The 15,145-nt window shown below is 37.8% G+C and carries 13 protein-coding genes; 10 read left to right on the top strand and 3 right to left on the bottom strand.

Annotation, left to right across the window (positions count from 1 at the left end):
* Nucleotides 1-117 precede the first annotated feature (117 nt).
* Nucleotides 118-1,173: an AbrB family transcriptional regulator gene (locus SC428_RS10000; RefSeq protein ID WP_070927742.1), complete on the top strand. Its 1,056-nt coding sequence runs from the start codon at nucleotides 118-120 to the stop codon at nucleotides 1,171-1,173.
* 155 nt (nucleotides 1,174-1,328) lie between these two features.
* On the opposite strand, the gene SC428_RS09995 is transcribed toward SC428_RS10000, so the two are convergent.
* A complete protein-coding gene (locus SC428_RS09995) occupies nucleotides 1,329-1,676 on the bottom strand; it encodes a YacC family pilotin-like protein (protein WP_070927738.1) in 348 nt (115 codons plus the stop codon).
* A gap of 384 nt (nucleotides 1,677-2,060) precedes the next feature.
* On the opposite strand from SC428_RS09995, the gene cueO reads away from it, so the two are divergent.
* The 3 genes from cueO (at nucleotide 2,061) to hpt (ending at nucleotide 5,987) form a co-directional block, all read left to right on the top strand.
* The gene (gene cueO, locus SC428_RS09990) at nucleotides 2,061-3,692 is read left to right on the top strand and encodes a multicopper oxidase CueO (RefSeq protein ID WP_070927736.1); all 1,632 of its coding nucleotides are present in this window, start codon (nucleotides 2,061-2,063) and stop codon (nucleotides 3,690-3,692) included.
* A 258-nt stretch (nucleotides 3,693-3,950) separates the two neighbouring features.
* Nucleotides 3,951-5,255 carry an MFS transporter gene (locus tag SC428_RS09985; RefSeq protein ID WP_257644808.1) on the top strand — a complete coding sequence of 435 codons (1,305 nt, stop codon included), beginning with the start codon at nucleotides 3,951-3,953 and terminating at the stop codon, nucleotides 5,253-5,255.
* Between the two features lie 195 nt (nucleotides 5,256-5,450).
* Nucleotides 5,451-5,987, top strand: coding sequence for a hypoxanthine phosphoribosyltransferase (gene hpt / locus SC428_RS09980; protein WP_140181539.1), 537 nt, complete (start codon nucleotides 5,451-5,453; stop codon nucleotides 5,985-5,987).
* 213 nt (nucleotides 5,988-6,200) lie between these two features.
* On the opposite strand, the gene can is transcribed toward hpt, so the two are convergent.
* Complete coding sequence (can, locus tag SC428_RS09975) at nucleotides 6,201-6,854, bottom strand: carbonate dehydratase (protein ID WP_070927735.1); 654 nt, start codon at nucleotides 6,852-6,854, stop codon at nucleotides 6,201-6,203.
* A gap of 395 nt (nucleotides 6,855-7,249) precedes the next feature.
* Here can and SC428_RS09970 point away from each other — a divergent pair, with 395 nt between their 5' ends.
* The 6 genes from SC428_RS09970 (at nucleotide 7,250) to SC428_RS09945 (ending at nucleotide 14,668) form a co-directional block, all read left to right on the top strand.
* On the top strand, nucleotides 7,250-8,191 hold the full coding sequence (locus tag SC428_RS09970; protein ID WP_070927733.1) for an ABC transporter ATP-binding protein: 942 nt from the start codon (nucleotides 7,250-7,252) through the stop codon (nucleotides 8,189-8,191).
* Nucleotides 8,188-8,958 carry an ABC transporter permease gene (locus SC428_RS09965; RefSeq protein WP_070927731.1) on the top strand — a complete coding sequence of 257 codons (771 nt, stop codon included), beginning with the start codon at nucleotides 8,188-8,190 and terminating at the stop codon, nucleotides 8,956-8,958. Before SC428_RS09970 ends, SC428_RS09965 begins: the two co-directional genes overlap by 4 nt.
* An 826-nt stretch (nucleotides 8,959-9,784) precedes the next feature.
* The gene (locus tag SC428_RS09960) at nucleotides 9,785-10,354 is read left to right on the top strand and encodes a fimbrial protein (RefSeq protein WP_070927729.1); all 570 of its coding nucleotides are present in this window, start codon (nucleotides 9,785-9,787) and stop codon (nucleotides 10,352-10,354) included.
* 57 nt (nucleotides 10,355-10,411) lie between these two features.
* On the top strand, nucleotides 10,412-11,092 hold the full coding sequence (locus SC428_RS09955) for a molecular chaperone (RefSeq protein WP_318707384.1): 681 nt from the start codon (nucleotides 10,412-10,414) through the stop codon (nucleotides 11,090-11,092).
* A 25-nt stretch (nucleotides 11,093-11,117) separates the two neighbouring features.
* Nucleotides 11,118-13,610 (top strand): fimbria/pilus outer membrane usher protein, encoded by a 2,493-nt coding sequence (locus SC428_RS09950; RefSeq protein WP_318707382.1) that lies wholly within the window; start codon nucleotides 11,118-11,120, stop codon nucleotides 13,608-13,610.
* A 14-nt stretch (nucleotides 13,611-13,624) separates the two neighbouring features.
* Nucleotides 13,625-14,668, top strand: a complete 1,044-nt coding sequence (locus SC428_RS09945; protein ID WP_070927725.1) for a fimbrial protein — start codon at nucleotides 13,625-13,627, stop codon at nucleotides 14,666-14,668.
* 51 nt (nucleotides 14,669-14,719) lie between these two features.
* On the opposite strand, the gene panD is transcribed toward SC428_RS09945, so the two are convergent.
* Nucleotides 14,720-15,100, bottom strand: a complete 381-nt coding sequence (gene panD, locus SC428_RS09940) for an aspartate 1-decarboxylase (protein WP_070927781.1) — start codon at nucleotides 15,098-15,100, stop codon at nucleotides 14,720-14,722.
* Nucleotides 15,101-15,145 lie beyond the last annotated feature (45 nt).

The following is a 15,145-nucleotide window of genomic DNA, read 5'->3' as shown; positions in this document are numbered from 1 at the left end:
AGCACTTATAGATTATTTATATATCAATAATGTAATGAATCCAATCAAGTTAAACGATACTATTATACTCTAAATAAATCGAAGCATTGAATGCTCTTGCAGTAATAAGGTTGTGTGATGATAAGATTATTGAAGATGGGACTGGGGATTGTTATTTGTGCCTTAATTGGTGGGACAATGACACACCTAGGCGTACCTCTTGCCCTGATGTTTGGCCCTATCATCGCTGTTATTGTGTTTAACCGTTTTAAGATCCAATTTGCAGTTCCTAAATATACCTTAACATTTGTACAAATATCACTCGGTACCTCTGTTGGCTTGATGTTTAATCAAGTCTCGCTTGGGCAAGCCGAAAACCTATTTTTGTTATTAATCATGTTAGTGGTTTGCCTCGCAGTACAGTTTTCATTTAGCTACTTCTGGTTTCATCGTAAAGTGGGCTGGACAAAGCAAGAGGCTATGTTAGGTTCTGTTCCTGGCGCAATGGCGGCGATATTAGCACTGACTGATCATACCCATACTCCACCACAAAAAATTGTTATTTCACATACTATCCGTTTGATTATTCTAATTTTATTGGCGGGTATTGTCGTTGGTAGTGATGGAGACCCACAGCCTCTTTTGGTACTTCCTTCTTTAACATGGCAATCATCATTTTGGCTGTTGGTGATTGTATTAACGGGGCTAGGCTTAGGGTTGGTTTTACAAAGAATGCATGTCCCCGCCCCCTTTATGTTGACTTCTTTGGGAGCAGCAACCTTAATTCAGAGTTGGCTTGATATACAACTCAATTTCCCTGTTTTGATCACCGAACTTAGCATGGTGCTGATTGGGATGAATATTGGTAACCATTTTATTGTGTTTCCACTTTCATCGCTGATCAAAAATATTTATTCGTCAGCGCAAGTCGTCATTATAAATATCTTTTTAACCTTATTGATCACGGTATTTGCATCTTGGATAACAGGATATCCTATCCCTGTCTTGTTGCTAGCATGGGCGCCAGGCAGCATGGAAGCGATGACATTTGCGGCTATTACCATGAATCTCGACGCAGGGTTCGTGATGTCGAATCACATTATTAGAATGGTGATCATTCAAAGTATCCCATCTATTGCTATGTTTTGGCAGGAGCGCAGAGCGAAGAAGAGGAATAGTAGCTCCCCTGATTAAGGGGGAGTATAGAGACTCGTCATGTTTCAAGTTACTGCATTTTATATTGGGGCATGGTGACTTACGTTTTCTGATGTCAGTCACTGTGTTTTCTAAGTTCCCTAGCAGCTGATTGGCAGGTCTTTTAGTTGCTCCTTGAATGACTTAGCGTTTCGTTATTTGACGTAAGCGAATAATCCAAGTGAGTCGCGAGCCAAAGATTGACATTTAAACTCCTGAGAAAGAGGGATCCCTTTGAGATCATTGTAGCTTTCTTTATTTAACTGGGTCATTTTACTGGAATCATAATCACCGAGATCCCATTTGTTACTACGAGCGAAGTAAACAATGGCACGTTCAATTTCTCGATCGGGAATTTGCGAATAACCACAGTCATATTTTAAATAAATGAAAACCGCCGTCAGATCAGCAAGATCTTCAGCTTCATTGGGGCTTAGTGCTCTGGCAGAATGTGTTATCCCTAACAGAGTAATGAGGTAAAAAATTACGGTAAATTTGCGCATTCAATATTCTATCTGTTTTTTATGTCAAGTAACGTTAACATAATAATAGAATTGTTAGTCAAGTATATTTTTCTTAAATCTGTGTAATATACCCATAATAACTCTGTGGTTTCCTTGACCTTCCTGTAAGGGGAAGCTTTATCATTTTTAGATATTCTCATCATCATTCAAGTTGCAACGCCTCTCGCTAAGGTATGTGGACTACACTCACTCGTGCTAGTCACCGTGTTTTCTGTGCTCAAAGCGACTTATTGACGGGCGTCTAGCTGGATCTCGAATTATTTAGAGAATATTAAACCATATTTTGTTTCTAAACGATAATCTCAAGTAGAGCTATTGGTTTAATTATCTTATTGATTTGATAAATAAAAAGGAAGGTTATCAATGTTACGCCGTGATTTCATTAAGTTAAGTGCCCTAGCTTATGCCGCAAGTGCGCTACCTATGTGGAGCCGTATTGCGGTCGCCGCGGAAAATTTCCCAGCTCTAGCTATCCCGCCACTGATTGAGCCTGATGCACAAGGTAATATCCAATTAGCGATTAAACAAGGTGTATCTCAGTTTGTTCCGGGTAAAAAAACCACTACATGGGGATATAACGGTGATCTGCTTGGCCCTGCACTTAGTCTGAAAAATGGGCAGAGCGTCAATATTAATATCGCTAACCAACTTTCTGATGAAACTACCGTGCATTGGCATGGCCTTGAAATCTCGGGTGAACAAGATGGCGGGCCACAAGCTATTATCGCTTCAGGCGCTAACCGTCAGGTAAATTTTACGGTCAATCAACCTGAAGCAACCTGCTGGTTCCATCCTCATACACACGGAAAAACAGGCTACCAAGTTGCCATGGGATTGGCTGGGTTAGTCATTATTAAAGATGATGAAAGTAATAAGCATGGTTTACCAAGTGATTGGGGAATTAATGATATCCCAGTGATCTTACAAGACAAACGCCTTAAAGATGATGGGCAAATTGATTATCAGTTAGATGTAATGAGTGCTGCTGTTGGTTGGTTTGGGGATCTCATGCTGACCAATGGGGCAGTATTTCCAAAACACGTTGCGCCTAAAGGTTGGTTACGCTTAAGACTACTTAATGGCTGTAACGCACGTAGCCTCAATATTTCTACCAGCGATGGGCGAAAAATGTATGTTGTCGCAAGTGATGGTGGGTTATTAGCAGAGCCAATAGCTGTTACTGAGCTACCTATTTTAATGGGAGAGCGCTTTGAAGTTCTGATTGATGCGAGAGATGGGCGTGCTTTTGATTTAGTCACACTACCTGTGAACCAAATGGGAATGACGATCGCACCCTTTAACCAACCGCTACCCGTTTTGCGTATTGAAACGACAATGAGCACAGGAGAAGGAAAACTTCCTGAGCAGTTGGCTACTATTTCAGCTATCCCTTCTTTAGCCGGTCTAACTCGGCGGCGTTTTCACCTGATGATGGATATGCGTTTAGATATGCAAGGAATGATGATGCTGCGTGAACGCTACGGTGACCAAGCAATGGGCAACATGGCAGGGCACGGTGCTATGATGAACGGCCATATGATGTCAAATAGTGGAAACAGCGGCATGATGAGTCATGGTGGCATGAATCAACGTAATATGGGAAATATGGGCGGCGGTAATCATTGTGGTATGGGTAGTGGCGAATTAAATATTCATAATGCTAATACTATCAATGGCCAAGCATTCTCTATGACTGAAGCTGCGTTTAATGCACCAATCAATCAGCAAGAGATCTGGGTCGTTTCAGGGCGGGGCGATATGATGCTTCATCCATTCCATGTTCATGGAACACGATTCCGTATCTTAAAAGAAAACGGGCGAGCTGTTGAGCCTCATCGACAAGGTTGGAAAGATATTGTCAAAGTCGAAGGCCAAGTGAGTGAGATATTAGTTGAATTTAAACATCCTGCCACTCAACAACATCCTTATATGGCGCATTGTCATCTATTAGAACATGAAGATACAGGTATGATGATGGGCTTTACGGTCAGTTAACATTCGCCAACCAATCTTCGATAAGCCATCAAAAATACCTTGATGGCTTTTTTATTGAAACTTTTGACTCATTTAATTTTATTCAGCATCTATACTCTAAATAATTCATGGTGCAGGTAGGCGACAAGTGAAGATAGTCGGGGAGCATAGATAAACTATGTGACTCGGCTAGCTGAACGAGGTCAACAACGCTGCAACTTGAAGTATGACGAGTATATACTCTAAATAATAATTACAACAATCATCTGAGTCCAAAATATGCAAAATTCAAATGAAATGGCTATCAGTTCATATAGTCATAAGCGAGCTTTACTTGCAGGTTCGGTCGGTAATTTTATTGAGTGGTATGAGTTTGCTATCTATGGTTTCCTTGCCACTATTATAGCTCAAAACTTTTTTAGCTACTCAGGAGAAGAATCACAGATTACGGCGATCCTCTTAACCTATGCATCATTCGCTATCGCTTTCTTTTTTAGGCCATTGGGCGCACTGATATTTGGACGCATTGGGGATAAGTTAGGCCGTAAACCGACACTCATATTTGTGTTAGTCATGATGACGCTAGTTACCACTGCGATTGGTTTTATACCTACTTATGCAACTATTGGCGTTGCAGCACCGATTATTATTACTTTGTTAAGGATTTTCCAAGGCTTATTTGCGGGTGGTGAATATGGTGGCGCGGTTTCATTAATGACGGAATCTGCACCAAAAGGGAAAAGAGGGCTATTTGGTGCTTGGCAATCGTTCACTGTTGCTCTAGGTCTGTTAGCTGGTGTTGGCGTAGTGTCTTTACTTTCTTTTTTAATGAGTACAGAAAGTTTACATGATTGGGGATGGCGGATCCCTTTCTGGTTAGCATTACCAATGGGGCTGTTGGCTTTATGGTTGCGATACAACATGGAGGAAACACCAAGTTTCGTGTCTGCTCAACAAAAAGAACAATCAGAAACGAATGCGGCTAAAGTCGATATCTTCAAAGCCATTTTCCTTGGTATTGGACGATTAATGGCTTGGTCTGCCGCAGGGTATGCCTATTTAGTGATCATGCCAACCTATCTTCAATCATCACTGCATACTGATTTTAATACCGCGTTATTAATTGCCGTTATTTCAAATGTTGGCTTTGCGGTGACTATCCTCCCTGCTGGAATGCTCAGTGATAAAATAGGGCGACGTAATATTATGGTACTAGCCACTATTTTATTGTTAGTGTTCTCGTTACCACTTCTAAAGATATTACAAAGTGAATCATCGACTTTATTGATCAAAGCGGTGGTGGTTTTTATTGCGGGTGGGATCGTGGGCCTACTTGCAGGGCCTGGTCCTGCGATGCTAGCCGAGATGTTTCCAACCAAAGTTCGCTATACAGGACTAGGATTGGCTTACTCGTTATCTAATGCGGTATTTTCAGGCTGTGCAGGTCTTATCATTACCGGTTTGATCAAACAAACGGGCAATCTTGATATTCCAGCGTGGTATGTGATGGCGACAGCGCTGATCAGTTTATTGGCTCTGCTGACCTTGAATAAAAACGATCACCTTCGTGCTCTGGATGATTAAAAAAACGAGAACAGACATTAATTGCTAAAAAACGGCTGTTGGTAAAAATCAATCACAGCTATTTTTCGCCAATCGTGAGTTCTGGTATACTCTTCGAATTATGTTCTCATTTTTTCTTACGCACTGTTTTTATTTAGGGTAAGCGGCTGTAGGTAATATGAGTTTTTGGTGTTAAAACAAATAGGTATTGGTAAATTGAAACATACTCTTGAAGTGATGATCTCTGAAGAAGCGCTGAGCCAGCGTGTTGGTGAACTCGCAGAAAAAATCAGCGCACACTATAAAAACGTTGATGGTGAGCTGGTTTTAGTTGGCTTATTAAAAGGCTCTTTTATTTTTATGGCGGATCTGTGCCGTAAAATTGATGTTCCTCACGAAGTCGATTTCATGACCGTTTCAAGCTACGGCAATGCAATGAATTCAAGCCGCGACGTTAAAATTGTCAAAGATTTAGACGAAGACATCCGCGGTAAACATGTATTGATTGTTGAAGATATTATTGATTCAGGGAACACCTTAAACAAGGTTCGTGAAATTTTTGAATTGCGTGGACCTAAATCTGTTGCGATTTGTACATTACTGGATAAACCATCACGCCGTGAAGTTGACGTGCCCGTTGAGTGGATTGGTTACTCAATCGAAGATAAATTTGTGGTTGGTTACGGTATTGATTATGCACAGCAATATCGCCATTTACCCTATATTGGCCATGTGACTTTGATTGAAGAGTGATAACTCGGTATATACGTTATACTTCGAATTATTTTAAGTTCATATCGTCATAGGTACTAAATAATAAAGGGCTACTCGGATGAGTGGCCCTTTGTTTTGCTAAAGCATATTACTTACATAATTCAAGTTGCAACTAGGCGAATAGTGCGAATGCGCATAGCCACTATGCCTCAACAAAAACCGCTGCAACTCGAACTTTAATTTGTAAAATATTTATTTTTTATTTGTCAGCTTAGCAATCGCCTCACGATAGCAAAGCTCCAGTTTTTCTCGACTATCTGCGGTGGTATGTAGGTCATGTAAGCGACCATTATTGATACCGTAAACCCAGCCGTGGATCATCACTTTTTGTCCACGTTTCCATGCTGATTGCATAATGGTTGAGTGACCTAGATTGTACACCTGCTCAACCACGTTCAATTCACATAAACGGTTTAAACGCTCGCAAGGTTTCAACTCGCCGAGCATTGAGCTGTGTCTGTACCAAATATCACGGATGTGTAGTAGCCAGTTATTAATTAGGCCGAGTTCGGTATTATCAACCGCCGCTTCAATACCACCACAACCATAGTGACCACAGATAATAATGTGTTCAACTTGTAGGACATCAACAGCATATTGGATCACTGATAAACAGTTTAAATCTGTGTGAATAACAAGGTTTGCAACGTTGCGGTGTACGAAAAGATCGCCCGGAGCTGCATTGATTAATTTTTCAGCAGGTACTCGGCTGTCTGAACAACCTATCCATAGGAATCGTGGTTTCTGCGCTTTAGATAACTCTTTAAAAAACTCAGGATTTTCTTCTTTTACTGAAGCTGACCAAGCTTCATTATTCGCGAACAGCTCTTCAATTTTTCTCATCATGACGTATAGCCTAGTTGTGTTACTTTACGTTAAAATCTTATACAGTATTTCTTAATTAATAGTTTGTTGCATTAATTATTGCATCCTATGATGCTCATTTTATTACAGGCATACCATCTTGGTATTATTAACTATATGAATTAAATAGCATATACCCATTTACTCTTTCTGCATAACGGTGCCAGTAAAAAAATGGCATCATAGACTCGTCATACTTCAAGTTGCAGCGGTTTTTGTTGAGGCATAGTGGTTATGTTCACTCGCTACGCATTACATGCTTATGTATGTTCCTTGTGACTCATTGACTTGCCGCTGAGCTGCGCCTCGAATTATTTCGAGTTTAACATTATTATATTGCTACTAAACTGCCCCAAGAATAAAGGTGTTTTTTACATATGACTTACGCACTTGAGTTATCGCAATTAACCAAAACCTATTCAGGTGGCGTGAAAGCGTTGCGAGGAATTGATCTAAGCGTAGAAGATGGTGACTTTTATGCATTACTTGGCCCCAATGGCGCAGGTAAGTCTACAACGATAGGAATTATTAGTTCTCTGGTTAACAAAACCAGCGGATCAGTAAAAGTTTTTGGTTATGATTTAGACAAACAAGTGGTCCTAGCCAAACAACAGTTGGGTTTAGTCCCACAAGAATTTAACTTTAACCCATTTGAAACCGTATTACAGATAGTCCTTAATCAGGCCGGTTATTACGGTGTTTCACGTTCTGTTGCTCATCAAAGGGCACAAACGTATCTCTCTCAACTGGATTTATGGGAAAAACGTGATGAGCGCGCGCGTAATTTATCGGGTGGGATGAAACGCCGGTTAATGATTGCACGTGCTTTGATGCATGAACCTAAATTGCTCATTTTAGATGAACCAACAGCGGGTGTTGATATAGAGCTACGTCGCTCAATGTGGAGCTTTTTGAAAAAGCTGAATGCGCAAGGTACCACCATTATTTTAACCACTCACTATCTGGAAGAAGCAGAGATGCTATGTCGTAATATTGGGATCATTCAACATGGAGAATTAGTTGAAAATACCAGTATGAAACAATTGCTGAGTCAATTGGAATCTGAAACTTTTATTTTTGACCTTGGTGCCAAAAGCCCTATCCCTGAATTGAAAGGTTATGAAACACGTTTAATTGATACCTCAACTTTGGAAGTGGATGTTAAGAGGGAACAAGGGTTAAACGGTGTATTTAGTCAGCTAAATGAGCAAGGAATTGAAATTGTCAGTATGCGTAATAAAGCTAATCGTTTAGAAGAGTTGTTCGTGAACTTAGTAAAAAGAGATAACGGTGTTGCACCTTTGGAGGAAACAAAATGATTTCTCTGTATTGGGTTGCACTAAAAACGATTTGGATTAAAGAGATCACTCGTTTTGCTCGTATCTGGGTACAAACCTTATTACCGCCTGTCATCACTATGTCGCTCTATTTTGTCATTTTTGGCAACCTAATTGGTTCCCGAATTGGCGAGATGGGAGGTGTTGATTATATGCAATTTATAGTGCCGGGCTTGATCATGATGGCAGTCATCACAAACTCTTACTCGAATGTTTGCTCTTCATTCTTTGGTTCTAAATTTCAAAAAAATATAGAAGAGCTTCTGGTCGCTCCTGTACCGACCCATGTGATTATTGCGGGTTTTGTTGGTGGTGGAGTCGCTAGGGGAATTTTGGTTGGTTTGTTGGTAACTGTTGTATCGTTATTTTTTATTCCGTTACAAGTGCATTCATGGATGATGATTGTAATCACGTTGTTACTGACGGCGATTGTTTTTTCGTTGGCGGGTTTGTTAAACGCTATTTTTGCTAAAACCTTTGATGATATTAGTATCGTACCAACCTTTGTATTAACCCCCTTGACGTATTTAGGTGGTGTATTTTACTCATTGTCATTATTGCCTCCATTTTGGCAAGCTGTATCCAAATTAAACCCAATCGTTTATATGATCAGTGGTTTTCGGTACGGTTTTTTAGGGATTGCAGATGTATCAATTGCGGTAACTCTAGGTGTATTACTTATCTTCTTGGTCGTATTTTATGCGTTAACATGGTATTTAATCGAGCAAGGCAGAGGTTTAAGAAGCTAATTTAAGTAAGTGCTTTTACTTAGTTAACTAAGTAAGCAAATATTTAAATGATAATTTATCTGCGGTAACTATTGAAATTTACATTTAATATAGGGTGGCCATTTAAAATGGCCAAAGTTAAATAAAGGATAATATCTGTAATATAATTCTCTTGTGGGAAATGATATTACTACCGCGATGGAAAGATTAAATAAGAGGTGATTTTTTAGGTTATAATTACTCTTGTAACAATATTGATGGCTTCCTAATAACAATGTAAATGTATTTTAAAAACCAAGGTGAAATTCACCTTGGTTTTTTGCTTTATATGAGTAAATCATGATGTCTTTTTGGTCTAAATATGACTTGTTTGGTGGCGTTATCATCAGGTTACTCCAAAAAAGTGTAAAAAAATAATGCAATTTATATGAGTAAAGTAATTTGAGTTGTCTACATCAATGATGTGTAATTCATTGATAATAAAATGTTTTTTGTTTTAGCTAAATGGATAATAAATTATTGATATAAGTCAATAAATTAATTCCTTTAAAAACAATGGGTTATTTCTTTCTAAAATATGTGCCGTATATCAATAAATTCATCTTTTGAAAGATTTATATAAATACATAATTATATTCCTCAACTATACTCTTCTTACAGGTTACCTATGAGAGGGCTAATAATTTATTATTATTTTTAAAATCTCAATATCATTAGCGGGATCTGTTAGATCAATCTTTGAATAATAAATTGGCAGGCATAGTTTCGCCTAGAAATAGTTTCATTGATTGAACTTAAAATAAGTAAAATTACTATTAATAACAATGAATCTTATATGGGGATATAAATGCAAATTTTATCAACTAAAAGTATCTTAATGGCTACGATTATTTCTACCTTTTCTTTTTCTGCATTAGCTGAAGAGCAAACAGGTACAATATCATTTAAAGGGCTTATTTATAACGCTACATGCACTATTAATCTTAATGATTCCTACTCGCCTGACGCCGAGGTTAAAATGGGGCGTTTTGCAACCAGTGAATTTAACGGTGAAGATGATGAAGTTGGAGGTACTGGAGGTGATGGTAAATTAAAAATAGAACTTATTGATTGCCCAGATCAAGGAACAGTGACTATTAACTTAATGGGTAAAGCTAACCGTTATGATGATACTATTTTAGAACTAGATAATGAAGGCAGTGCTGGTGTTGCAAAAAATGTAGGTATCCGTATCTATCACGAAGATGATTTATCAAATCCAATCGTGGTTGATGGAAGTAAAAGCCAAGATATCAATGTATCAGGAAATAGCTCTGAATGGAGTGGTACGTTTATTGCTAAATATGTAAGCACGGATGATACAGTAGAAGCTGGGCAGGCAGATGCGACTCTAAACTATAAAATCACTTATAAATAATTTTAAAACGCAGATTATTAAATATTAATCTGCGTTAATTTTTTGGAGCTAAATATTGTGTTTTCGAAAAAATTAGTATCTATTCTATTGGTAACTTTGAGCTCAATTTCAACTTGCTATGCAGGGTTTGGTTTAGAAACAACCCGCGTTATTTATCATGAGAAAGATAAAAGTGAAGGCGTTGTTGCATTTAATAGTGATAAAAATAGAAATTATTTACTTCAGTCATGGGTTGAGGACATAAAAGGGAAAGTTACTCAAGACTTTGCTGTGACACCACCATTATTAAAATTAAGAGCCGAACAAAAAAACACCATTCAGTTAACGAAAATAGCTGAACTGCCTAGTGATAGAGAATCATTGTACTGGCTGAATGTGAAGTTTGTCGCACCTAGTAGTGAAGATCTAGAAAATGTTTTACGTTATTCTATGACTAATAGAATCAAGTTAATTTATCGACCAAAAAATGTGTCGGATAAGAAACTAGCAGTATCCATTAATGAATTGAGTTGGAGTTATACACCATCAGGTATAAAAGTAACTAATCCAACACCTTTTTTCATCAATATTGCAACGTTAAAGATTAATAATAAAGCTATTGAGGCTCCTAGCTATTTAGAACCGTATTCTGAATCGATAATTAAACTCCCTAAAGCAATTAATGGAGCTACAAATATCACCCTAAACTATATTGATGATTTTGGTAAGGGGCTAGATGTTAATTACTTCATAAAATAATAACCATACAAAAGAGTAAAGGGACATGAAGCATAATTATCAGAAAACGTATTCTTTATTACCTATTTTTACTACTATTTTATTAACTACATTTCCATTTTATATTAGAGCAGCAGACTATTATTCTCCTAGCTTGTTGAATATTGCAGGTATGGACACACAACTTACTAACGAAGACTTAGATGTTTTTAAAGAAAACGATCTAGCACCTGGAGATTATTACGTAAAATTTTATATTAATAATAATCATATTTTCTCTAAAGAGGTTAAGTTTGTATTAATGCCTGGGGATAATGACACTAAAACGTTAATACCTTGTTTCAGTCTAACTGAATGGGAAAGCTTCGGTATCGATTTTCATAACCCTCAGAGCATAGAGCAAGAATGCTTCAATATTAATCGTATTGAGTATATGAAAAGTTATCTTGACTTAAATACAAGGGTTTATTCACTGTCCATACCACAAGCAATGATTAATAAAAAAAGAATTAACGAAATAGAGGAAAGGAAGTGGGATAATGGTATTCCTGCTGTTTTTATTAACTATTCATTTTCATCGTTTAACCGTTATGCACATGGAACGGTTGATGACAATTATTATGGCAACATTCAGACCAAAGTTAACTTTGATGCTTGGCGATTTCGCAATTATTCTACTTGGTCTAACAATGCAAATGAAAAAAACAAATGGAATAATATTAGTAATACCATTTCAAGAAATATCAATGTAATTAAAAGCGAATTAACATTAGGTAATTTATATACTAGTTCACAACTGTTTGATTCTTTTAAATTTAAAGGGGTTAAGTTAGCCACTGATAGGCAAATGGAACCTTATGATTTAACGAACTATGCACCAAGTGTTAACGGTATTGCTAATTCTGAAGCAGTAGTTACTATCGTACAGAATGATCAAGTTATCTATAAAAAGAGTGTTCCGGCTGGGCCTTTCGAAATTACTGATTATTATCCAATGAGTAATGGTGGAAATCTGTATGTTTCTGTGCAGGAATCAAATGGTAGTGAAGTTAACTTTATCGTTCCTTTTTCTTCAATCGCATTTTTAGAGCGAAAAGGAAGCATTAAATATAGTCTCGCTAGCGGTAAGTATGATGGTAATAACAAAGGTGATGGCACTTATATCAATGAAGCTGAAATCTACTATGGTTTAACTGATTATGTCACCATTTTTAGTGGTGTTTTGCTGGCCAATGATTACCAAGCTTATGCGTTTGGTTCCGGTTTTAACCTGGGTAACATCGGTGCGATTACAGCAGACATTGTGCATTCTAAGGCTAACCTTACTAACGATGTATTGAATGGCAATGCATTTAGAGTCAACTACTCGAAAAGAATTGAATTAACAAATACTAGCGTTACATTAGCGGGATTCCGTCATTTTGATACTGATTTTTTAAATATAAATGATGCGTTTTCCTATGATGAAAAATACCAAAGTAATAATGATAAGTTAAAAAATGAATATACATTATCACTGACACAGCCAATATTTAATAATTCTAGCTCAATTAATTTAAATACTGTTGTTTATCAATATAGTAGCGGGAACAAACAGCAGTCATATAATGCGGGTTTTAATAGTAATATTAATAGAATTACTTATAGTATCTACTATACATACTCAAAAGGTCAGCAATTTAACCATGACAATAAAAGCGCATACAATTTAAATTTGAATATGAGTGTGCCATTTGATCTCTTTGATCGTTCTATGCACGTTAACTATGGCATATCAACTGATGATCAACATCGAACATTACAAACAGCTCGATTAAGTGGTAATTATGGTGAGTCGTACAGAGGAAATTGGGATATCTACCAAAGTTATGGCGATAAAGGTGTTGGCTATGCAGGTGGACTCAGTACTGCTTACCGTTCTAGTTATGCAGTAATGAATGCGGGCTATGCATATAGCGAACACAGTAAAAATTTAAATTATGGCATCAGCGGTGCATTTGTTGGCACTCAATATGGTGTGGTATTAGCACCATCAATGCAAGAAACGAGTGCATTGATATTAACAAAAGGTGCTCAAGGGGTCGGTGTGATTAACGGGCAGTCAGTTGCAACCAATTCTTCTGGATTGGCTATTGTGCCAGGTATTGCACCTTACCGTAAAAACACCTTAGCGATTGATACAAAAACGCTGCCAGAAGATACCGAAATTGAAAATAACATTATTAATAACGTTATTCCGACAAAAGGTGCTTTGATTCTGGCAGATTTTGAAGCGAAAAAGGGCTACAAAATATTATTTAAGTTGAAACATTCAACATATAAAGAGCTGCCTGTCGGTGCCAAAGCCATTGAAGAGGATGGCGCGACACATTTAGTTTCCAACTTTAATACCCTATATTTGGTCACAGAAAAGCCTACAGGAAAAATTAAGATTAATTGGAAAAATGAAGGCGTTTATGAGTCTTGTTCTATGGATTATAACGTTGAGCATAATTTATCAAATAACGGTCTTTATTTAATCAATTCAGACTGTCGATAGCAGGATAAATAATAATGAGATATCAAATAGATAGATTTTATACCTTTGCTTTAAGTTTCATATTATTACTATTCTGTAATGGCTTTGCATTTGCTGCTCAAGATTGTCAGGAGGGCGGAGAAGGACAAAATCATTCGACAATGCGAGCTACTATAGAAGTAAAATTAAGCGGTGTTATAAAACAACATGACGAATTAGGGCGCTTTAATTTTGAGCGACAAGGCGGTCGTGGTGGAGTCGCTAAGTGTGGTGTTGATGCGCAAGTATACGGCTATGCAACTTATGGGGAAGGCAGTGGTATTTATGCAAGGTATTATGGTGATATCAATGGCCAACCTGCTTACCATGTCCATGCTGGAGGCCCTGCAAATATTGTTTATGTTTTAATTGATAATAGAACTGGGTTAGCATTTCGTAACCGTCCAGGGCAAGAAATACCTGTACCTGAAGGCCAACTTATGCCGCTGGATTTAACCGTTATCCTCTATGCGGCAAAAGATAATCCACAAGAAACAACATTTAATAACTCTGTGATTGGTGCTGTTTTAATTAAGAGGCATAGTACTGGTGGCGGAACGACACGTGTTGGTTACACTTATGAGCTAAAAGGTAAAGTGATTAGTGCACCGACATCATGCACTGCTCAGAATACTGATCTGGCTTTTAATTTACCGCGCTTACCAACTACGGCATTTTCATCAATAGGTTTTCCATCAGAATCATCGGCAGTGGAAGAAAATATGAATATTGTTTGTACTGGTAATGTATCTGCAAAAATAAAATTACAGGCAAACAAAACTGAAAGTTATGATGGTAAAGAATCCATTATTAAAATTGATAATGAAGGCCAAGGCAGTAACGCGAGTGGGATTGGTTTTGTCGTGAAATCACCATTGAGTGAGGATACGGTATTAGTTAATCAGCAATTTGTAAAATTGGCCGACTTGCAAAAAGGGGAAACAACGGTTCCTTTAAAAGCGGAGTATTATCGCTATGGAAAGAATATCAAAGCTGGTAAGGCCGAAGCGACAGCGCAGTTTGTATTACAGTTTGATTGAGACATAAAGAGATTTGTTAGCACCTTAATATAGCGGTGCTAACAAAATGGATTAAGCAACCTGTACTGGTACCGCTTTGGCTACACGGCTCATAATGTTATCGCCATCAAAATAAGCCACCTTCGGTTGGTGGTGGCGAGCGTCTTCATCGCTCATATTAACGTAAGAACAAATAATCAGTTTATCGCCAACAGCAGCACGGCGAGCTGCGGCGCCATTGACAGAAATGATTTTGGAGCCTCTTTCACCAGCGATTGCATAGGTTGAAAAACGCTCGCCATTATCTACGTTATAAATATCAATAGCTTCGTACTCTAAGATACCCGCTGCATCCATAAAATTCTGATCAATTGCACAAGAGCCTTCATAATGGAGATCGGCTTGTGTCACTGTGACTCTGTGTAGCTTACCTTGTAACATTTTTCTTAACATAATAGTCATCTGCCATCTTAATCGAGGTGCTGTGTTTGCTTGTTG

The organism is Providencia sp. 2023EL-00965 (genome assembly GCF_033550225.1).
Lineage (GTDB): Bacteria > Pseudomonadota > Gammaproteobacteria > Enterobacterales > Enterobacteriaceae > Providencia > Providencia manganoxydans.
Note: the sequence above shows the minus strand (reverse complement) of the source record. Positions and strands in the feature narration are given on the sequence as shown.